23 protein-coding genes and 1 pseudogene are annotated in these 20,695 nt (G+C 51.3%); 12 read left to right on the top strand and 12 right to left on the bottom strand.

The features are described from left to right. Nucleotides 1-518 precede the first annotated feature (518 nt). A complete protein-coding gene (gene dtpA / locus E1B03_RS12640) occupies nt 519-2,024 on the top strand; it encodes a dipeptide/tripeptide permease DtpA (protein WP_047411438.1) in 1,506 nt (501 codons plus the stop codon). A gap of 103 nt (nt 2,025-2,127) precedes the next feature. Beyond that, the gene (gstA, locus tag E1B03_RS12635) at nt 2,128-2,733 is read left to right on the top strand and encodes a glutathione transferase GstA (RefSeq protein ID WP_103770036.1); all 606 of its coding nucleotides are present in this window, start codon (nt 2,128-2,130) and stop codon (nt 2,731-2,733) included. An 82-nt stretch (nt 2,734-2,815) separates the two neighbouring features. Here the strand turns inward: gstA and pdxY are convergent, their stop codons facing one another. The 5 genes from pdxY to anmK all read right to left on the bottom strand — a co-directional run bounded on the left by pdxY (nt 2,816) and on the right by anmK (nt 7,395). After that, nucleotides 2,816-3,676, bottom strand: a complete 861-nt coding sequence (pdxY, locus tag E1B03_RS12630) for a pyridoxal kinase PdxY (RefSeq protein ID WP_103770037.1) — start codon at nt 3,674-3,676, stop codon at nt 2,816-2,818. A gap of 64 nt (nt 3,677-3,740) precedes the next feature. Beyond that, entirely contained in the window at nt 3,741-5,015 is a 1,275-nt protein-coding gene (tyrS, locus tag E1B03_RS12625; RefSeq protein ID WP_032939770.1) for a tyrosine--tRNA ligase, read from the bottom strand. 126 nt (nt 5,016-5,141) lie between these two features. Further along, on the bottom strand, nt 5,142-5,798 hold the full coding sequence (gene pdxH, locus E1B03_RS12620) for a pyridoxamine 5'-phosphate oxidase (protein WP_043016423.1): 657 nt from the start codon (nt 5,796-5,798) through the stop codon (nt 5,142-5,144). Nucleotides 5,799-5,856: 58 nt separating this feature from the next. Continuing rightward, nucleotides 5,857-6,186 (bottom strand): C-type lysozyme inhibitor, encoded by a 330-nt coding sequence (gene mliC / locus E1B03_RS12615; RefSeq protein WP_087050595.1) that lies wholly within the window; start codon nt 6,184-6,186, stop codon nt 5,857-5,859. Nucleotides 6,187-6,273: 87 nt separating this feature from the next. Beyond that, entirely contained in the window at nt 6,274-7,395 is a 1,122-nt protein-coding gene (anmK, locus tag E1B03_RS12610) for an anhydro-N-acetylmuramic acid kinase (RefSeq protein ID WP_103770038.1), read from the bottom strand. A gap of 274 nt (nt 7,396-7,669) precedes the next feature. Here anmK and slyB point away from each other — a divergent pair, with 274 nt between their 5' ends. Then, nucleotides 7,670-8,137, top strand: coding sequence for an outer membrane lipoprotein SlyB (gene slyB / locus E1B03_RS12605; RefSeq protein WP_003029175.1), 468 nt, complete (start codon nt 7,670-7,672; stop codon nt 8,135-8,137). A gap of 46 nt (nt 8,138-8,183) precedes the next feature. Here slyB and slyA read toward each other — a convergent pair whose 3' ends face one another. After that, complete coding sequence (gene slyA / locus E1B03_RS12600) at nt 8,184-8,624, bottom strand: transcriptional regulator SlyA (RefSeq protein ID WP_019076732.1); 441 nt, start codon at nt 8,622-8,624, stop codon at nt 8,184-8,186. Nucleotides 8,625-8,816: 192 nt separating this feature from the next. Here slyA and E1B03_RS12595 point away from each other — a divergent pair, with 192 nt between their 5' ends. The 3 genes and pseudogenes from E1B03_RS12595 (at nt 8,817) to E1B03_RS12585 (ending at nt 11,956) form a co-directional block, all read left to right on the top strand. Beyond that, nucleotides 8,817-9,053: a DUF1656 domain-containing protein gene (locus tag E1B03_RS12595; protein ID WP_103770040.1), complete on the top strand. Its 237-nt coding sequence runs from the start codon at nt 8,817-8,819 to the stop codon at nt 9,051-9,053. A gap of 2 nt (nt 9,054-9,055) precedes the next feature. Beyond that, the gene (locus E1B03_RS12590) at nt 9,056-9,919 is read left to right on the top strand and encodes an efflux RND transporter periplasmic adaptor subunit (protein ID WP_103770041.1); all 864 of its coding nucleotides are present in this window, start codon (nt 9,056-9,058) and stop codon (nt 9,917-9,919) included. Beyond that, nucleotides 9,916-11,956: pseudogene (locus tag E1B03_RS12585) on the top strand (FUSC family protein). Before E1B03_RS12590 ends, E1B03_RS12585 begins: the two are co-directional and overlap by 4 nt. Here E1B03_RS12585 and sodC read toward each other — a convergent pair. From sodC to E1B03_RS12570, 3 genes are all read right to left on the bottom strand, one after another. After that, complete coding sequence (gene sodC / locus E1B03_RS12580; protein WP_103770043.1) at nt 11,932-12,456, bottom strand: superoxide dismutase [Cu-Zn] SodC; 525 nt, start codon at nt 12,454-12,456, stop codon at nt 11,932-11,934. The pseudogene E1B03_RS12585 and the gene sodC overlap by 25 nt on opposite strands. Before the next feature lie 81 nt (nt 12,457-12,537). Continuing rightward, the gene (locus E1B03_RS12575) at nt 12,538-13,434 is read right to left on the bottom strand and encodes an aldo/keto reductase (protein ID WP_103770044.1); all 897 of its coding nucleotides are present in this window, start codon (nt 13,432-13,434) and stop codon (nt 12,538-12,540) included. 49 nt (nt 13,435-13,483) lie between these two features. After that, the gene (locus E1B03_RS12570; protein ID WP_003029191.1) at nt 13,484-13,723 is read right to left on the bottom strand and encodes a DUF1289 domain-containing protein; all 240 of its coding nucleotides are present in this window, start codon (nt 13,721-13,723) and stop codon (nt 13,484-13,486) included. Between the two features lie 101 nt (nt 13,724-13,824). Here E1B03_RS12570 and E1B03_RS12565 point away from each other — a divergent pair, with 101 nt between their 5' ends. The 4 genes from E1B03_RS12565 to rnt all read left to right on the top strand — a co-directional run bounded on the left by E1B03_RS12565 (nt 13,825) and on the right by rnt (nt 16,823). After that, nucleotides 13,825-14,424, top strand: coding sequence for a TetR/AcrR family transcriptional regulator (locus E1B03_RS12565; RefSeq protein WP_103770045.1), 600 nt, complete (start codon nt 13,825-13,827; stop codon nt 14,422-14,424). 54 nt (nt 14,425-14,478) lie between these two features. Next, nucleotides 14,479-15,576 carry an alkene reductase gene (nemA, locus tag E1B03_RS12560; protein WP_133086318.1) on the top strand — a complete coding sequence of 366 codons (1,098 nt, stop codon included), beginning with the start codon at nt 14,479-14,481 and terminating at the stop codon, nt 15,574-15,576. Nucleotides 15,577-15,673: 97 nt separating this feature from the next. Next, a complete protein-coding gene (gene gloA, locus E1B03_RS12555; protein WP_003029198.1) occupies nt 15,674-16,081 on the top strand; it encodes a lactoylglutathione lyase in 408 nt (135 codons plus the stop codon). A gap of 94 nt (nt 16,082-16,175) precedes the next feature. After that, nucleotides 16,176-16,823, top strand: a complete 648-nt coding sequence (gene rnt, locus E1B03_RS12550; protein ID WP_003029200.1) for a ribonuclease T — start codon at nt 16,176-16,178, stop codon at nt 16,821-16,823. Nucleotides 16,824-16,876: 53 nt separating this feature from the next. On the opposite strand, the gene grxD is transcribed toward rnt, so the two are convergent. Then, nucleotides 16,877-17,224: a monothiol glutaredoxin 4 gene (gene grxD, locus E1B03_RS12545; RefSeq protein ID WP_003832760.1), complete on the bottom strand. Its 348-nt coding sequence runs from the start codon at nt 17,222-17,224 to the stop codon at nt 16,877-16,879. Nucleotides 17,225-17,558: 334 nt separating this feature from the next. Between grxD and E1B03_RS12540 the strand changes: the two genes are divergently transcribed. Together E1B03_RS12540 and sodB are read left to right on the top strand one after the other, a co-directional pair. Beyond that, on the top strand, nt 17,559-18,389 hold the full coding sequence (locus E1B03_RS12540) for a C40 family peptidase (RefSeq protein WP_103770047.1): 831 nt from the start codon (nt 17,559-17,561) through the stop codon (nt 18,387-18,389). Between the two features lie 127 nt (nt 18,390-18,516). Continuing rightward, a complete protein-coding gene (gene sodB, locus E1B03_RS12535) occupies nt 18,517-19,098 on the top strand; it encodes a superoxide dismutase [Fe] (protein ID WP_103770048.1) in 582 nt (193 codons plus the stop codon). A gap of 39 nt (nt 19,099-19,137) precedes the next feature. Here the strand turns inward: sodB and E1B03_RS12530 are convergent, their stop codons facing one another. Both E1B03_RS12530 and cydH read right to left on the bottom strand, forming a co-directional pair. Continuing rightward, nucleotides 19,138-20,307, bottom strand: coding sequence for an MFS transporter (locus E1B03_RS12530; protein WP_103770049.1), 1,170 nt, complete (start codon nt 20,305-20,307; stop codon nt 19,138-19,140). 175 nt (nt 20,308-20,482) lie between these two features. Next, nucleotides 20,483-20,572: a cytochrome bd-I accessory subunit CydH gene (cydH, locus tag E1B03_RS12525; protein WP_003029209.1), complete on the bottom strand. Its 90-nt coding sequence runs from the start codon at nt 20,570-20,572 to the stop codon at nt 20,483-20,485. Nucleotides 20,573-20,695 lie beyond the last annotated feature (123 nt).

Below are 20,695 nucleotides of genomic sequence, written 5' to 3'. Positions count from 1 at the left end.
CCATATCTAATGTAATATTCTTGTGTATTATCACCTCAGCAGGTTAATCGTTTTTTTAGTAAAAGAAATTTCTATCTATACGTGATCCAGATCACCCAGATAACACAATGTTAATAATTTTTTATTTTTTAGTTAAAGTGACAATCAGATGACCTAATTGCACAGTTTCTAAACAAAACATTACACTGGCTATTTTTCAGATAATGGCCTATATCACTGGATTCAACCTTAAATAGCAGAACATATTGCCGCATTGCGGTTTTTGACCTGATTAAACAGTGTAAAAATCTGCCATTTTTCAAATGAAGAAATTTAACGCTAGATAACATTTCACACCCCCGACGATTTCACCAGTCATTATATATGTAACAGATTATTACAAACCACTTGTCTGAAGGGGCAAGATAGTGAACATTACTTGCCGTTTCCCCTCCCACTATAACAATCGGACGGATGAACTTGACTCATCACGTACCTGAACACCCCCGTTGATATGGGATGTAAAAAAAGAGGTAAAAGTGTCTACTGCAAACAATAAACCAACAGAAAGCGTAAGTTTAAACGCCTTCAAACAACCAAAAGCGTTCTATCTCATTTTCTCTATTGAGCTGTGGGAACGTTTTGGTTATTACGGCCTGCAAGGGATTATGGCCGTCTACCTGGTGAAACAGCTGGGTATGTCAGAAGCGGATTCCATCACCCTTTTCTCGTCCTTTAGCGCCCTGGTGTACGGTCTGGTTGCCATTGGCGGCTGGTTAGGTGATAAAGTTCTGGGAACAAAACGCGTCATTATGCTGGGTGCCATTGTCCTGGCTATCGGTTATGCGCTGGTAGCATGGTCCGGTCACGATGCGGGTATCGTTTATATGGGCATGGCGGCCATTGCGGTCGGTAACGGCCTGTTTAAAGCAAACCCATCCTCCCTGCTCTCTACCTGCTATGCCAAAGATGACCCGCGTCTTGATGGTGCATTTACCATGTACTACATGTCCGTCAACATCGGTTCATTCTTTTCTATGCTGGCAACGCCGTGGTTAGCTGCGCGTTACGGCTGGAGCACCGCGTTCGCGCTGAGCGTCGTAGGTATGCTGATTACCGTTGTTAACTTCGCATTCTGCCAGCGCTGGGTTAAACAGTACGGTTCTAAACCTGACTTTGAGCCGATCAACTTCCGTAACCTGCTGCTGACCATTGCAGGCGTTGTGGTACTGATCGCCATTGCAACCTGGTTGCTGCACAACCAGCAGATTGCACGTATGGTTCTGGGCGTCATTGCGCTGGGTATCGTGTTTATCTTCGGTAAAGAAGCCTTCACCATGCACGGTGCTGCACGTCGTAAAATGATCGTCGCCTTCATTCTGATGCTGGAAGCGATTATCTTCTTCGTACTGTACAGCCAGATGCCAACCTCACTGAACTTCTTCGCGATTCGTAACGTTGAACATTCTATTCTTGGCATTGCTTTCGAACCTGAGCAGTACCAGGCACTGAACCCGTTCTGGATCATCATTGGTAGCCCAATCCTTGCCGCTATCTATAACAAGATGGGCGATACTCTGCCGATGCCGACCAAGTTTGCAATTGGTATGGTACTGTGCTCTGGTGCATTCCTGATCCTGCCTCTGGGCGCGAAATTCGCTACCGACGCGGGCATCGTATCCGTTAACTGGCTGATCATCTGCTACGGTCTGCAAAGTATCGGTGAGCTGATGATCTCCGGTCTGGGTCTGGCAATGGTGGCACAGTTGGTTCCGCAACGCCTGATGGGCTTCATCATGGGTAGCTGGTTCCTGACAACTGCCGGTGCAAACATCATCGGTGGTTACGTTGCTAACATGATGGCTGTACCAGAGAACGTGACTGACCCGCTGATGTCCCTTGAAGTCTACGGTCGTGTGTTCCTGCAGATTGGTGTTGCAACGGCGGTTATCGCTGTTCTGATGCTGCTGACGGCACCGAAACTGAATCGTATGACTCAGGATGATGACGTCAATGAGAAAGCCTCAAAGGCCGCGACAGCGTAATTCTCAGGGAAACTCATTTTCGGCCGCTAACTGATGTTAGCGGCTTTTTTTTTGCCTGAGCTAGCACTACCATACGGTATACCTCAGCCAAAAGGAGTTACCGATGAAACTGTTCTACAAACCGGGCGCCTGTTCTCTCGCTTCCCACATCACACTTCGTGAAAGCGGTAAAGACTTCACGCTGGATGGTGTTGATCTAATGAAGAAACGTCTGGAAAACGGCGATGATTTTTTCGCGGTAAACCCAAAAGGTCAAGTTCCCGCGCTGCTGTTGGATGACGGTACGCTCTTGACTGAAGGCGTCGCCATCATGCAATACCTGGCGGACACCGTTCCAGACCGTCAGCTCCTGGCCCCTACCAGCAGCCTCTCCCGCTACAAAACCATCGAATGGCTCAACTACATTGCGACGGAACTCCATAAAGGATTTACGCCACTGTTCCGTCCCGATACACCGGAAGATTTCAAGCCAACCGTTCGCGCGCTGCTGGAGAAAAAAATGCAGTACGTGAATGAATCGCTGAAAGACGATCAATGGATCTGCGGCCCGCGCTTCAGCATTGCGGACGCCTATCTGTTCACCGTGCTGCGTTGGGCTTACGCGGTTAAGCTGAATATGGCAGGATTAAGCCATATCGACGCGTACATGGCGCGCATGGCTGAACGCCCGGCGGTTGCCGCAGCGCTTAAAGCTGAAGGGTTAAATTAATTGTTGTTGCCGGGCGGCGCTTACGCTCACCCGGCCTACAGCTAAATTATGCCCGATAAGCGTGAGCGCCATCGGGCATTGATTATAACTGCGTTGCGCTGAAGTAGTGCTCAGGTTTAGCGATACGATCCTGTGCTGCCACAACCTGCAGCTCATACTCGTGCATTTCTTTGGTGGCAATCATCACTTCGTATACCGCCGCCGTCACATGCTCAAGCGCCTGCTGTAAAGACGCACCCTGCAGCAGTTTCACCAGTAACAATCCGCTCGTCACATCACCCACACCAACCGGCTGACGCGCGCCAAAATCGACCAGCGGTCGGCTAATGTGCCACGCCTGTTCAGCAGTAACCAACAGCATCTCGAAACGATCGGTACTGATACCCGCGCGAGCCAAATGCTTTACCAGCACAATTTCTGGTCCCTGAGCAATGAGTTCACGCGCAGCCGTCACGGCCTCGCTGACATTGTTCACCGCATGCTCGCACAGGATTTCTAGCTCAACAAGATTAGGGGCGATAATATCGCTGGCCGGAAGCGCATGGCGTACATGAAACTCCGCCACGCCTGGTGCAACGATGCATCCTTTTTCCGGATGGCCCATCACCGGGTCACAAAAGTATTTTGCCTGCGGATTGGCCGCTTTAACTTTGCGCACAATACCCAGAATATGCTCGCCCTGTTCAGCCGAGCCAAGATATCCGCTCAGTACTGCGTCGCAGGTCTGGAGTTTATCGATATCGGCAATGCCCTGGACGATTTCGGTCAGATGGCTTGGCGGCATCACGCAACCGGTCCATTTGCCATACTGCGTGTGGTTAGAAAACTGAACGGTATTCAGCGGCCAGACATTTGCGCCAAGACGACGCATGGGAAATTCTGCTGCACTATTGCCCGCATGGCCAAAAACAACGTGGGACTGGATGGCGAGGATATTCTTCATTTTACTTACCACAACCCTGAAAAAATAAAGGGGCGTAGTTTCCCACGCCCCTGCTAACTAAATCTTACTTCCAGCAAATCAGACAATAGTTCTTTTTGCCACGGCGCAGTAAGGTATAGCGCCCAAACAGGATATCACTCTCCTGGAAGAAGTATTCCGGATCGGACTGCTTCTCACCGTTGATAGTTACCGCGTTTGACGCAATTGTCTTACGAGCCTGACCCCGAGAAGGTTGCAGTTCGGAGTCCACTAGCGCCTGCATCAGATCGGCACCTTTTTCCATTTCGATCATCGGTACGCCATCTTGCGCCAGCTGTTCGAAATCCGCTTCGCTCAAGTCGCTCAGATTACCGTTGAACAAGCTTTCGGTAATGCGTTTTGCCGCAACCAGACCTTCTTCACCGTGAACCAGGCGTGTGACCTGCTCGGCCAGAACATACTGGGCGCGCGGCGCTTTACCGCTATTTTTATCTTCTTCTTCCAGCGCATTGATCTCTTCAATGTCCATGAAAGTAAAGAATTTCAGGAAGCGATACACGTCTGCATCGGCGGTGTTGATCCAGAACTGGTAGAATTTGTACGGACTGGTTTTCTTCGGATCCAGCCATACCGCGCCGCCTTCCGTCTTACCAAATTTGGTACCGTCAGCTTTAGTGATCAGCGGAACGGTCAAACCGAACACCTGATTCTGATGCAGACGACGGGTTAAATCGATACCCGAAGTAATGTTACCCCACTGGTCAGAACCACCAATCTGCAGCGCCACGCCGTGCAGTTTGTTCAGGCAGGCAAAGTCATAGCCCTGCAGCAGATTGTAAGAAAACTCGGTAAAAGAGATCCCCTGATCGTCACGGTTCAGACGTTGCTTAACCGCTTCTTTGTTGATCATCTGGTTAACAGAGAAGTGTTTGCCGATATCACGCAGGAAAGTCAGTACGTTCATACCGCCAAACCAGTCGTAGTTGTTCGCAGCAATCGCAGAGTTGTCGCCACAGTCGAAATCGAGGAACGGTGCAACCTGTTTGCGGATTTTATCCACCCACTCCTGCACGGTGTCTTCGGTATTCAGTTTACGCTCGGCGGCTTTAAAGCTTGGGTCACCAATCAGACCGGTTGCGCCACCCACCAGGGCGACAGGCTTATGGCCTGCCTGCTGGAAGCGTTTCAGGCATAACAATGGAACCAGATGCCCCAAATGCAAGCTGTCAGCGGTAGGATCGAAGCCGCAATAGAGCGCGATCGGGCCTTGCGCCAGTCGCTCTGCTAACGCTTCTTCGTCCGTCACCTGGGCCACCAGCCCCCGCTCTTGCAATTGTTTAATCAAGTTACTGCTTGCCATCAAAATCTCCATGTATAAAACGACTGCACCTTTGCCGGTACACGACTTTTCGCCTGATGCGAAAGAAACATAGAATAAAGCGCCGGATTGTTCAGCACCAGCGCTTAAAACAAGAAATTTGCATCTTTAAGGGGCCAGGCGATCAATTTTCCACGCGTTATCTTCGCGTTGGTATAAAAAACGATCGTGCAGACGATTTTCACCACCCTGCCAGAATTCCATTTGCTCAATACTCACGCGAAAGCCGCCCCAAAAACTGGGCAGTGGTACTTCCCCTTGCTGGAACTTCTGCTTCAGTTCGAGGAATTTGCTTTCGAGAATACCGCGAGCGGAGATCCGACTGGATTGTTTAGATACCCAGGCGCCAATCTGGCTGTCGCGTGGGCGGCTGTGGAAGTATTTCACCACTTCGAGAGTGGAAAGACGTTCCGCCTTGCCGATCACCATCACCTGCCGTTCCAGCATATGCCAGGGAAATAAGAGGCTGATACGGGGATTTTTCTCGATCTGGTGCGCCTTGCGGCTACCAAGGTTGGTATAGAACACCAGCCCTTTGTCATCGTAATGTTTGAGCAACACGATACGCTGATAAGGTTGGCCATTTTCATCAACGGTCGCAACAACCATCGCGGTGGGATCGGCCAGTTTGGCGTCACAGGCTTGCCCCAGCCAGCGCTCAAACAGCGCTAGGGGTTCGGCGGGAAGATCGCGGCGGCGAAGACCGCCTTTCGTGTATTCACGGCGCAGATGCGCGATTTGCTGCAATTCGTCGTTATCAGACATGATGTTGGCTACGGATTGTCAGTGGGTGACGCTATTGTGCGCCGCCCAGGTGAAAATCTCAACGCTTCGGGTTCTGTAACTGACAGTTATTTAGCACAATTCTGTCTCGTTTATAGACCGTTGCCTCGTCGCCTTTAGACCAGAAAACGTAAATACCATCGGTATAGCGCGCGCCCGATGCCGACACGCCCTGTTTGAGGTTCAATAGCTGATTATCATAAACAAAACTCGCCTCCTGGCGGGTATTGTTCAGCTTCACGGTAAGCGGTTTTTCGTCACAACGGTATTCAAGCGTATCAGTTTGCATACGCTCGACAAATTGGTTGTACACGCTACACCCGCTAAGCAGTACCGGCAGACACACTAATAACAGTTTTTTCATAGCCATATCCTGAAGACTTTCCTGGTCCAGGAGGGTAATGGCACCCTCCCTAATATCCCTAGTTTACCGGCACATGGCGCTGAATAATTTCAGTTAACTCTGAGTTCGCGGGTTAGCAGGATAAATTGCTCCTAAAACGCTCGGCTCTGATGCGCCAGTTACGGACGGTAAATTCCCCGGTAATCCCGCCAGCGTTCGCCACGCCAGCCAGGCAAAGGCTAACGCTTCCATATCATCGCCGCTAATCCCGGCCTCATCGGTTGAGGTGACTTCCGTACCCGGCAACAGTGCCGCCAGACGCATCATCAGCAGCGGATTACGGCTTCCGCCACCGCATACCATGAGTCGCTCACAACCGCCGCTTAGCAAGACCTGTTCTGAAATGGTGACCGCCGTCAGTTCGGCAAGCGTCGCCTGCACATCCCGCGAACTTATCCCTGGGAATTGCGCCAGATGACGTTCTATCCAACCGTAATTGAAGTATTCGCGACCTGTGCTTTTCGGTGCAGGTGCAGAAAAATACGGATCGCTAAGCATATTCTGCAGTAAAGGCAGGATCACTGTTCCCGAACTGGCCCACTGCGCATCTTTGTCGTAGGGTTGACCACATTGCCGCCAGATCCAGGCATCCATCAGCATATTGCCCGGCCCGGTGTCGTAGCCGCGAACGGGCTGTTGCGGAATAAGCAGAGACAGATTGGCAATCCCACCGATGTTTAGCACCATCCGCCGCTCCGTTGGATGCGCCAACAGCGCCTGATGAAAAGCGGGAACCAGCGGCGCACCCTGTCCTCCGAGAGCAATATCCCGACGGCGAAAATCGCCCACTACCGTTACACCGGTACGTGCGACGATCTGATTGTTATCGCCAATTTGCAGCGTGTGGGGAGCTGCGCCCGTCGGTTCATGCCACACTGTTTGCCCATGGCAGCCAATTGCAACGATGTCCTGGGGCTTCAATTTTTCCTGCGCCAGCAGCGCATTCACCGCCTCCGCAAACAGATAACCGAGCTGTGCATCCAGTTGGCCAAACTGCGATAGCGTAAGCTGCTGGCCCTGGCAGATATCCAGAATCGCTTGCTTTATCTGGAGAGGAATAGGCCAGGTCAAACTCGCCTGCTGCGCAACCATCGTTTCATCTATCGTCGCCAGCACAACATCGACGCCATCAAGGCTGGTTCCAGACATTACACCGATAAAACGGCCCGATTTCATATGTCATCCTTTTAAGCAAATTAGCCTTGACACTCAACCATAAAGTGCCGACTAATGCCATGCTTCCGTAATGATTTTTAATGCCTAATCATTACAACGGACGCTTTATTACATCAATTATATGAATGATTCGTTTATACTCGGTATATCCGATTTCGGTTAAGATTTTCATATTGTTCCAGTAGAACATGTGACCTTAGGCTCACAAATGCCATATAATTTAGCCATGAAGGGTGCTTAATTAGCGTTTCGTGGTGACAAAGGAGATTTGTAAATGATTAAACGTGTGCTGATTGTTTCATTAATGGGCGTATCTTTGGCGGGCTGCGTTAACAATGATAGCCTTTCAGGTGACGTATATACCGCATCCGAAGCGAAACAAGTTCAGAACGTTACCTACGGTACGATTGTTCATGTTCGTCCGGTGCAAATCCAGGGTGGCGATGACGCAAACGTGATTGGTGCTATTGGTGGTGCGGTACTCGGCGGCTTCCTCGGTAACACCGTCGGCGGCGGTACGGGTCGTTCATTAGCGACGGCTGCAGGCGCAGTTGCCGGTGGCGTAGCAGGTCAAGGCGTACAAGGTGCGATGAATAAAACCCAGGGTGTGGAACTGGAAATCCGTAAGGACGACGGTAATACCATCATGGTGGTTCAGAAACAGGGTGCGACCAAGTTCTCTGCCGGCCAGCGCGTTGTTATGGCTAACAACGGCAGCCAGGTTACCGTGTCTCCACGCTAATCGAATTCACGTGTGGTCAGCCTCTGGCCACACGTCATCTTATGTCTCAGCCCTGTGACTGCAGCTCAATAATATTGTGTTCCAGTCTGGCGACCAGTTTAATCAGCAGATCAATTTCCTCAGCTGAAATCCCTTCCAAAATTTCTCCACGTGTCTTGTTGATAACCGCTTCCATATCTGCGATCAGCGGCTCTGCTTTTTCTGTCAGTTTAATTCTCTTTGCCCGACGATCGCTGGCGCAAGTCTGTCGTGAAATGAGTCCCTTTTCTTCCAGCTGGTCAAGCGTACGTACCAACGAAGGCTGCTCGATGCCAATCGCTTTAGCCAACTGAATCTGCGATTGATCAGGCGGCAATTGATGAATGTTGTGCAGCGTAACCCAATGCGTCTGCGTCAACTCCAGAGGTTTCAGGCGATGGTCAATCAGAGCACGCCAAATGCGCACCAACCGTGCCAGATCAGAACCTAATGGCGATTCCAATTTCATCTCCTTATAATTAGCTTGCTAAGTTATTGTACTGATTTTAGAATAGTGTGCAGCATTTGTATTCCCAAAACAAATGTATTGCCAAATTTGCTTACCGGCTGACATTTTTTCAGACATTATGCGTTACAGAGACTCATTGTCTCTTTTTTGCTAAACCTATAGCAATGCTCTCTTCCGCCAAGGATTTTGCCCGTGAAGTTTATGTTTAATGCAACAGGATTGCCCCTACAAGATTTAATGATCGGAGCATCTGTCTACTTCCCTCCCGTTTTCAAGGCGTTTGTAGCAGGATTCCTTCTCTGGCTGGTTGTTCATCGCCTGCTACGCGACTGGATTTATTCCGGCGAAATCTGGCATCCCCTGTTAATGGATCTGTCACTCTTTACGCTTTGCGTGTGTCTGGCCTTTGTTATGCTGATTGTGTGGTGATTATGTCGCTTAAAACCGTTAAATACTTCTCCACCATTATAGTCGCTGCAATCGCAGTTTTCGCCGGATGGTGGATGTGGAATTACTATATGCAGTCGCCCTGGACACGTGATGGCAAAGTGCGCGCTGAGCAGGTCAGCATCACGCCGCAGGTCTCAGGCAGCATTAGCGAACTCAACATAAAAGATAACCAGTTTGTGAATAAGGGCGATGTCCTTTTTATTATCGACAAGACGCCGTTTCACATTGCTGAACTGAATGCGCAAGCGCAACTGGCGAAAGCACAGTCTGACCTGGCGAAAGCCAATAACGAGGCTAACCGCCGCCGTCATTTATCGCAAAATTACATCTCAGCCGAAGACCTGGACACCGCAAACCTCAACGTGAAAGCCATGCAGGCCAGCGTTGAAGCCGCCGAAGCCAGTCTGCGCCAGGCACAATGGCAACTGACGCAAACGGTGGTAAAAGCGCCCGTTGCCGGTTGGGTTACCAACCTTTCGACCCGTACCGGAGACTATGCCTCCACCGGTAAGCCTCTGTTTGCCCTTGTCGACAGCCACTCTTTTTATGTGATGGGGTATTTTGAAGAAACCAAGTTGCGCCACATTCGCGAAGGCGCCCCCGCGGTTATCACACTCTATAGCGGCAATATAAAGTTACAGGGTCACGTTTCCAGTATTGGTCGCGCCATTTACGACCAAAGTGTGGAAAGCGATTCCGGGCTGATTCCCGACATCAAACCTAACGTGCCGTGGGTGCGCCTGGCACAGCGAGTTCCGGTTCGCATCGAATTTGACGCACTGCCGCAGGATGCCACGCTGGTTTCCGGTACAACATGCAGCGTGTCTATCGGCCAGAGTAAATGAAACTGCCCCACCTGAAGCCTGGCAATTTACCGTGGTTTAAAGCCACGGCAGCCCAGTGGCGTTATGCGCTGCGAAACACTATCGCCATGTGTCTGGCGTTGACGTTCGCCTATTACCTGAATCTGGATGAACCCTACTGGGCGATGACTTCAGCGGCGGTGGTTAGTTTTCCCACCGTCGGAGGGGTTATCAGCAAAAGCCTGGGGCGTGTGGCAGGTAGCTTGCTTGGCGCCACCGCCGCGTTGATAATTGCCGGTCACACTCTCAATGAACCCTGGCTTTTTTTGCTTTGTATGTCAGTGTGGATCGGTTTTTGTACCTGGGCCTGCGCGCATTTCACCAATAATGTCGCCTACGCCTTTCAACTGGCAGGCTATACAGCGGCGATCATTGCGTTTCCCATGGTCAATACCGTGGAGATTACCCAGCTATGGGATATCGCGCAGGCCCGCGTATGTGAGGTCATCGTCGGTATCCTGTGCGGCGGCATGATGATGATGATCCTGCCCAGCACTTCCGATGGCACCGCATTGCTTACCGCACTGAAAAACATGCATTCGCGTTTACTGGAACACGCCAGCTTACTCTGGCAACCGGAAACAACTGATGCCATTCGTACGGCCCATGAAGGTGTTATCGGTCAGATTCTGACCATGAATCTGCTGCGTATTCAGGCATTCTGGAGTCATTACCGTTTTCGCCGTCAAAATGCGTTGCTCAATTCGCTGTTACACCAGCAGTTACGCATGACCAGCGTGATTTCCAGTCTGCGCAGAATGCTGCTGAACTGGCCTAATCCCCCGGCGAATACCCGGGAAATCATCGAACAATTGCTCAGTGAGCTGGTCAAATCTAATACCGACAGCTACACCGTAGCACGTATTATCGCCCCCTTGCGCCCCGTCGATGCCCGCGACTATCGACACGTCGCCTTCTGGCAACGGCTGCGTTATTTTTGTCGGCTCTACTTACGCAGCAGTCATTATCTGCATTTGCTGGATAATGGCGTTACCGCTGAGCGTATTAATATCGCCCGCACGCCGGGACTTGCCCGTCATACCGATAATGCAGAAGCCATCTGGAGCGGATTGCGTACGTTTTGTACCTTGATGCTTATCGGCGCATGGAGCATTGGCGCACAATGGGAATCAGGCTCCGGCGCACTCACGCTCGCCGCCATCAGCAGCGTGCTATATTCCGCCGTTGCCACGCCGTTCAAGTCGCTTTCTTTACTGATGCGCACGCTGGTTCTGCTGTCGCTGTTTAGCTTTGTGGTTAAGTTTGGCCTGATGGTGCAAATTTCTGACCTCTGGCAATTCATCCTGTTTCTCTTCCCGCTACTCGCCACCATGCAACTTCTGAAGCTGCAAATGCCCGCTCTGGCGGGTCTTTGGGGACAGTTGATCGTGTTTATGGGATCGTTTATCGCGGTGACCAATCCACCAGTTTATGATTTTGCTGATTTTCTGAATGACAATATGGCTAAAATCACCGGCGTGGCGCTGTCATGGCTGGCCTTCGCCATTCTGCGGCCCGGATCGGATGCGCGGAAAAGTCGCCGCCATATTCGCGCCCTGCGTCGAGATTTTGTCGATCAGCTCAGCCGACATCCATCACTCAGTGAAAACGAATTTGAATCACTGACCTATCATCACGTTAGCCAGCTCAGCAACAGTCAGGATGCGCTGGCACGACGCTGGTTATTGCGCTGGGGGGTAGTCTTGCTGAACTGTTCGCACGTGGTGTGGCAACTACGCACCTGGGAGGCACGTTCCGATCCGCTGGCTCGCGTCAGAGACGTGTGTATCGCGTTGCTACGCGACGTAATGAGTGAACGCGGCGTCCAACAACGACCGCTGAATGCCACGCTAAGTGAGCTACAGCGCATCTGCGATACGCTCGCCCACCATCATCAACCTGCTGCGCAGGAGTTGTCGGCGCTGGTTTGGCGGTTACACTGCTCTCTTTCACAGCTTGAACAGGCACCGCCGCCGGGTACGCTAAGCAGTTGATTATTTGATAACGCCACAGGCGTAGCGCGCCCCGCCACCGCCAAGCGGTTTCGGTTGATCGGACATATTATCGCCGCCCACATGGATCATCAGCGCTTTACCTTTAATTTCATCAAGTGATTTCAACCGGGAGGCTGTCACTGCCGTCGTGGCATTCCCTTCGTTATTTACCACCAGTAAAGGCAGGTCGCCCATGTGGCCTGCACCCTCTGGACCTTCATGCTTGCCGGTTTTATGCGGGTCATAATGACCGCCAGCCGATTCCGCGGCTGAGGCCTTCCCGTCTTTAATCGCCGGTTGACAGCTACCGTTCATATGCACATGGAAGCCATGTTCACCCGGCGGCAGGGCTTTCAGATCCGGCGTAAACTCCAGCCCTTTTCCGGTTTCAGCAATAGTGACCGTACCAATCGCCTGGCCGACGCCTTGCGACGTTACCAAATTCATCGTCACTTTTTCTTCGCTGGCGGCCTGCGCACCTGCACAGGCGAGTAAGGTAATAATGGCTAAACTCAAACGCTTCATAAGAACTCCGTCTAAAAGGTGTCTGATTGTTAAGTGTAAACCAGTGACACAAATTTGAACGGAGATACGCCAAAAACGCGATTAAGGTACGTCGTAGCCCAGGGCGGCTTTACGAATACGGAACCACTGCTGGCGAGACATGTTCAGCGACTCAGACTCAATAGCGGTGCGTACGCGCTCTATTTTCCCGGAGCCAATAATCGGCAGCGGCTGAGAAGGCAAACGTAAAATCCAGGCGTACACCACCTGCTCAATAGACTGCGCGTTTAACTCTTCTGCGATCGCGGCAAGCTCATTACGTAATGGCTGGAACGTATCGTCATTAAACAGACGACCGCCGCCAAGGCAGGACCAGGCCATCGGACGAATGCGCAACTGTTGCAGCTGATCTAATGTACCATCCAGCAGGAGCGGCTGATGTACCGGTGAGATCTCAACCTGGTTGGTAGCCAGAGTAAACGGCAGACGCGATTGCAGCAGTGAAAACTGTGCCGGGGTGAAGTTGGAGACGCCAAAGTGACGCACTTTGCCGCTATGGTGCAATTTTTTAAACGCATCAGCTACATCGTCTGCATCCATCAGCGGATCGGGACGGTGGATCAGCAACAAATCAATATGATCGGTCGCCAGCAGCTTAAGCGACTCTTCCGCGCTAGCAATAATATGCGCGCTGTCGGTAATGTAGTGGCCCAGCGCATTTTCCGCGCGCGCCGTCGTCGCGATCCCGCATTTGGTGACTATCTGCATTTTTTCGCGCAGATGTGGAGCCAGCTTCATTGCCTCACCAAACGCCGCCTCACACTGGTATCCGCCATAAATATCGGCGTGATCGACGGTGGTAACACCCACATCCAGATGCTCTTCAATAAAGCTGACGAGCTGGCGTGGAGACATATTCCAGTCCATCAGGCGCCAGTACCCCATCACAAAGCGAGAAAATTCCGGACCTTGCGGCGCAATAGTAATACGCTGAACCATAACAGCTTCCTTATAAGTGAATGTGCATCGAGTATACGCAATTACGCTTTTAAAAGAGTGAAGGTTGTTGCGGTTCTTCCGAAGGGTTGGCTTTGTTTGCTCGTAATTTACGCATCAATCGCTGGCGACATAGCCGCAGCACTTCCTGCTTTTGGGCATCGCTCATCTTTTGCCAGTTGAAACGCTCGTCCCGGCTGCGAAAACAGCCACGGCAAAAACCGCGCTCGTCAGACTGACATATTCCACGGCATGGGCTTTGGACGGGGAAAAACTCCAACTGTTCGGCCACATCCCCTCCTTTAGTTAGATTGATATACCTATTGAAGACGGTAACTGAATTTCTCGCAAGCGCTATTGCATTAGACCGACTGGTCTATTACACTCCTTTCCATGAACAAAATCACTGAACACGATACACGCGAACATCTGCTGGCGACTGGCGAGCTGCTGTGTATGCAGCGCGGCTTCACCGGCATGGGCTTAAGCGAGTTACTGAAAACCGCTGAAGTGCCCAAGGGTTCGTTTTATCACTATTTTCGCTCTAAAGAAGCGTTCGGTGTCGCGATGCTGGAACGCCACTATGCGGCCTATCATCAGCGACTGGCTGCGCACTTTGATACAGGGGCAGGAAACTACCGCGACCGCATTCTGGCCTACTATCAGGAAACCCTGAACCAGTTTAGCCAGCACGGCATTATTAGCGGCTGTTTAACAGTAAAACTGTCTGCCGAAGTATGCGATCTGTCAGAAGATATGCGCACGGCGATGGATAAAGGCGCGCGGCACATTATTGCGCTGTTAGCGCAGGCGCTGGAGAAAGGTCAGGCCAATCATTGCCTTTCCTTCGTTGGCGAGCCGTTACAGCAGGCGCAGGTGCTGTATGCGCTGTGGCTGGGTGCCAATTTGCAGGCCAAGATTTCTCGTAGCGCCACCCCGCTGGAAAATGCGCTGGCACACGTTAAAAACATCATTGCAACGCCTGGCGTTTAACAGGCGTTTTTATTTTCTTTATTACTAGACGACCGGTCTATTCAGGAGTGCCACATGTCATCTGAAAAACTGTTTTCCCCGCTGAAAGTGGGTGCCATTACGGCAGCAAACCGCGTATTCATGGCCCCACTGACGCGTCTGCGCAGCATTGAGCCTGGCGACATCCCTACTCCGCTGATGGCCGAGTATTATCGTCAACGCGCCAGCGCGGGTCTTATCATCAGCGAAGCGACGCAGATTTCCGCCCAGGCGAAAGGCTATGCAGGCGCACCCGGCTTACACAGCGAAGCGCAAATTGCCGCATGGAAGAAAATCACCGCTGCCGTACACGCTGAACACGGTCATATTGCTGTTCAGTTGTGGCACACCGGACGTATCTCTCACACCAGTCTGCAGCCAAACGGTCAGGCTCCTGTGGCTCCTTCTGCGATTAGCGCCGGTACCCGCACCTCACTGCGCGATGAAAACGGTCTGGCAACGCGTGCCGATACTTCCATGCCACGCGCACTGGAAACCGAAGAAATTCCGGGTATCGTTAATGACTTCCGTCAGGCTATTGCCAACGCGCGCGAAGCAGGTTTCGACATGGTTGAACTGCACTCCGCTCACGGCTATCTGCTGCACCAGTTCCTGTCGCCAACCTCTAACCAGCGTACCGATCAATATGGCGGTAGCGTCGAAAATCGTGCGCGTCTGGTGCTGGAAGTTGTCGATGCGGGTATTAAAGAATGGGGTGCCGATCGCATTGGTATTCGCGTCTCCCCGATTGGTTCTTTCCAGAACGTAGACAATGGTCCGAACGAAGAAGCCGATGCGTTGTATCTGATTGAAGAACTGGGCAAGCGCGGAATCGCTTACCTGCACATGTCTGAGCCGGACTGGGCCGGCGGCGAGCCTTATTCCGATGCGTTCCGCGAAAAAGTTCGTGCACGTTTCCACGGACCTATCATTGGCGCAGGCGCGTACACGCCTGAAAAAGCAGAAGCGCTGATCGAGAAAGGCCTGATCGACGCCGTTGCTTTTGGTCGCGCCTATATCGCTAACCCGGATCTGGTGGCGCGCCTGCAACGTAAAGCGGAGCTGAATCCGCAACGTGCCGAAAGTTTCTACGGCGGCGGCGCGGAAGGTTACACCGATTATCCTACCCTCTAACGTCACAATCTCCGTTCTGCCATTGATAGCGGCGTAACATCGCCGCTATACTAAAACAACATTTTGAATGTATTAGCCATTTTCGAAGGGGAAAAAGATGCGTTTACTTCATACCATGCTGCGCGTGGGTGACCTGCAGCGTTCCATCGAGTTTTATACCAACGTGCTGGGCATGAAACTGCTGCGTACCAGCGAAAACCCTGAATACAAATACTCTCTGGCCTTTGTCGGCTACGGCCCAGAAACCAGCGAAGCCGTGATCGAACTGACCTATAACTGGGGTGTCGACAAGTATGAGCTGGGCACTGCCTATGGCCATATCGCCCTGAGCGTAGACAATGCGGCCGAAGCCTGCGAACGTATTCGTCAGAATGGCGGTAACGTTACGCGTGAAGCGGGTCCGGTAAAAGGCGGTACCACAGTGATCGCATTCGTTGAAGATCCGGACGGTTACAAAATTGAGCTGATCGAAGAGAAAGACGCCGGGCGCGGCCTGGGCGACTAACCTCCCCTCGGGCGCAGATCGTCTGTGCCCGTAGTTTTATACTCATCATTTTGCCATAATACGCGCTGCAATTTTCCCGTATTAAGAGACCCAGATGTCCGATAACGCTCAACTTTCCGGTCTGTGTGACCGTTTTCGTGGTTTTTATCCTGTTGTCATTGATGTCGAAACCGCAGGGTTCAACGCCAAAACCGATGCGCTGCTTGAGATTGCTGCCATCACACTGAAAATGGATGAACAAGGCTGGCTGATGCCGGACACCACGTTACATTTCCACGTAGAACCATTTGAAGGCGCGAATCTGCAACCAGAAGCGCTCGCCTTTAACGGTATCGACCCTAACAATCCGCTACGCGGTGCGGTCAGCGAATATGATGCTCTGCATGCCATCTTCAAAATGGTGCGTAAAGGTATTAAAGACAGCGGCTGCAATCGGGCAATTATGGTGGCGCATAACGCTACGTTCGACCACAGTTTCATGATGGCCGCAGCAGAACGCGCCTCGCTCAAGCGTAATCCGTTTCATCCATTTGTAACCTTTGATACCGCAGCATTAAGCGGACTGTCACTGGGGCAGACGGTGTTGTCGAAAGCGTGCCTGGCGGCGGGAATGGAATTTGACGGGAATCAGGCGCATTCGGCGCTGTATGACACAGAACGTACGGCCGTGCTGTTTTGCGAAATCGTTAACCGCTGGAAACGTCTCGGCGGCTGGCCTCTCCCCGTGCCTGAAGAAGCATAACGGAGCGATAAAAAAAGCGACCCTCACAGGTCGCTTTTTAATTTCCGCTGATATTACTCAGCGTCTGGCTCTTCAGTTTTGTACTTTGCCGCTGTTTCTTTAATCAGCTGCTGTAACTCACCGCGCTGGTACATTTCAATCAGAATGTCACAGCCGCCAACCAGTTCGCCATCAACCCACAGCTGCGGGAACGTCGGCCAGTTCGCGTATTTCGGCAGCTCGGCGCGAATATCCGGGTTCTGCAGAATATCAACATATGCAAAGCGTTCACCACAGGCGGACAGCGCCTGCACAGCCTGAGCGGAGAAACCGCAGCTTGGCAGTTTAGGGGAACCTTTCATGTACAGGAGAATCGGGTTTTCAGCGATCTGGCGCTGGATTTTTTCGATAGTGGTGCTCATTATCTTGCTTCCTTAAACTTCTTTTACGGCAGTAGTCTGACATTGTAACGGGTCAGACAGGCAACGGAAAATAACATTTTCATTACGCCTTATTATTTTATCCCCTGATGCTAAAAGTTGCATTCACAATCTCATTTATCCCTTTGAAGCCTGTGGATTTGATTATCTGTTCACCAACTCCAGCGTTAATTGCTGTTTTTTTTTGCGGTCGGTTACGAAACCCAGTTTTAAACAAAAAAAGCTATTAACTTTCCCTCTTTCTATAGATTAGAATCATCAAGTTTTGAAAATCACACGCAGGCATGATAGACCTGCCTTACCAGAGGACTGCTCAGTGGCGCGGATAAACCGAATCTCGATCACGCTCTGTGCTTTACTTTTTACTACACTGCCCTTTACGCCTATGGCTCATGCTTCGAAGCAGGCCAGGACGACACCTACCAATTCTCACATCATCAAAACGGTAGATAAAAAGAAAAGCGCAACAACCAGTCAAAAAACAAAAAAAACCAGCAAGAAAACGGCGACAAAGACCACCAGCAAAACCAGCACCAAAACCGCTTCCTCTTCTAAAAATCGCACTGCTACTCCGGCAAAGTCGACCAAAACTGCAAACCGTCGAGGTAAAACCGCGGCAGCACAAACCGCGGCCGTCACCTGGACTGAAAAATGCACGCCGCGCAAAGGTCATAAGCCGCGCTGTGTGAAGGTGAAAACCGCCGCACCAACTACGCTTGCTGACGCTCATAAAGTCAAAGTGCAGAAAGCGACTAAAACCGCCATGTCCACCTTGATGAACCAAATCGGCAAGCCTTATCGCTGGGGTGGCTCCTCGCCAAGAACCGGGTTTGACTGCAGCGGTCTGGTCTATTATGCCTATAAAGATCTGGTGAAATTCCGCATTCCGCGTACTGCGAATGAAATGTACCACCTGCGCGATGCCGCGCCGATCGAACGTGGCGAACTGAAAAATGGCGATTTGGTCTTTTTCCGTACCCAGGGTCGCGGAACAGCCGATCACGTTGGCGTTTATGTCGGTAACGGTAAATTTATACAGTCACCGCGCAGCGGTCAGGAAATTCAAATCACCTCTCTGAGCGAAGATTACTGGCAGCGCCACTATGTGGGTGCTCGTCGAGTGATGACGCCAAAAACAATTCGTTAAAAACTTACCCTACAGAACATGCTGTAGGGTAAGTTCTTCTTTTGCATAACCTTTCAATTTGCTACCCTATCCTTACTCACAATGAGGCTATTGTGTGTACTCAATATAAATAATAAGGAGAGAAGCAATGTCGTTTGAATTACCTGCATTACCGTATGCCAAAGATGCTCTGGCACCGCACATTTCTGCCGAAACGCTGGAATATCACTATGGCAAACACCATCAAACCTACGTGACCAATCTGAACAACCTGATTAAAGGCACGGCGTTTGAAGGCAAATCACTGGAAGAGATCGTACGTAGCTCTGAAGGTGGTGTATTCAATAACGCAGCCCAGGTTTGGAACCACACGTTCTACTGGAACTGCCTGGCACCGAATGCAGGTGGCGAACCTACCGGTAAACTGGCCGAGGCCATTGCCGCCTCCTTTGGCAGCTTTGCGGATTTCAAAGCGCAGTTCACCGATGCCGCTATCAAAAACTTTGGTTCTGGCTGGACCTGGCTGGTGAAGGGAAAAGATGGCAAACTGGCTATCGTTTCCACCTCCAACGCGGGTACTCCGCTGACCACCGACGCGACGCCGCTGATGACCGTTGACGTATGGGAACACGCCTACTACATCGATTATCGCAATGCCCGTCCTGGCTACCTGGAGCACTTCTGGGCGGTGGTAAACTGGGAATTTGTTGCGAAGAACTTCGCAGCATAAAAAAGATAACGCAGAAGGAATTCCTTCTGCGTTTTTGCACTAATTCGCGGTCGTGAAAGCCTCTTCAGGCTGCCTTCTTGCGGAAATGAACACCAGCAGCAGCGCAAGCCCCGCCACAATCGCCCCCATCACTGGCACAAAACTGTAGCCCAAACCACCGGAAATCACCGCCCCACCGGCCGCGGCACCCAGAGCGTTCCCCAGATTAAACGCGCCAATATTGACTGACGATGATAATCCTGGCGCCTCGCTGGCAACGCGCATCACACGCATCTGCAACGGCGGAACGACCGCAAACGTCGCAGCCCCCCAGATAACCATGCTAACCGCCGCTCCCAACTCATTACGCGCAAGGAAGGGAATGGCCAGCATAATTACCATCAATAGCAGTAAAAAACCTTTCAGCGTACCGTTGACTGAACGATCAGCCAGTTTGCCGCCAAGGTAGTTACCGATTGAGAAACCTACGCCTATCAGCACCAGCATACCGGTCACAAACACTGGTGTGGCATGGGTAATAGTGTGCAGCACTGGAGAGATGTAGGTATAAAGCGTGAACATCGCCCCAGCCCCCAGAACAGTCGTTAACAGCGCCGACAACACCTGCGGGCGCATAAGTACCGCCAGTTCGCTGCGAACATCCGGGCGCTCTCCTGCCCCACCTTTGGGTAACGAGAAGAACAGACTGACCATAGCGATGACGCCCAGACCCGCCGTTGCCAAAAACGACATGCGCCAGCCGATAGTTTCACCAAGCCAGGTCGCCGCCGGGACACCGCCAATATTGGCAATAGTTAACCCCATAAACATGGTTGCCACGGCGCTGGCCTGCTTATGTTTGGGTACTACGCTTGCGGCTACAACGGAACCAAGGCCAAAGAATGCCCCGTGGTTCAGACTGGTCAAAATACGCGACAACATCAGCGTGGTGTAATCCGGCGAGATAGCCGAGAGAACGTTACCCAGCGTGAAAATCGCCATCAGGAATATCAGCGCATTACGTCGTGCACGATGAGATAGCAGTAATGTCATCAGCGGAGCACCCACCATCACGCCAACCGCATAGGCGCTGATTAACATTCCGGCCGCTGGAATCGAGACATCCACACCTTTGGCAATGACGGGCAATAATCCCATTGGCGAAAATTCGGTGGTACCAATACCAAACGCTCCGATCGCCAGCGCCAGTAAAGGATAATTGAGTTTCATATTTCGACTCCGTAACGTCGAGCCGTGGCGCGACATAAAATAAGAGTCAAAAGCATGACATTGATCGCAAAATTAATAAAGTTAACAAAACTGCAAAAGACTTTTGCTTATTCGCAAACAATAGAGGAGGAAAACAAGCGGAAAGGATGAGGGAGAACTAACTCCCTCGGGGAAATCAATGCAGCGCTGCGGTCAGGCCACCCGCGACGATCAAACCCAGAACAATAATGGTAGTCACTAACGAAAATTTCAGATCGGTGCTCATCAAGTTTTCTCCTTTTTATTCCCACACAAAAAGTGATATTGCGCATTTTTACACACTTGAAAGCAAAAATCTCTCACGATTTATATTGATAACTGCTTTTAACTCTTCCCCTTTTCGTTAAGA

This window comes from Citrobacter arsenatis (assembly GCF_004353845.1).
Taxonomy (GTDB): Bacteria; Pseudomonadota; Gammaproteobacteria; order Enterobacterales; family Enterobacteriaceae; genus Citrobacter; species Citrobacter arsenatis.
Note: the sequence above shows the minus strand (reverse complement) of the source record. Positions and strands in the feature narration are given on the sequence as shown.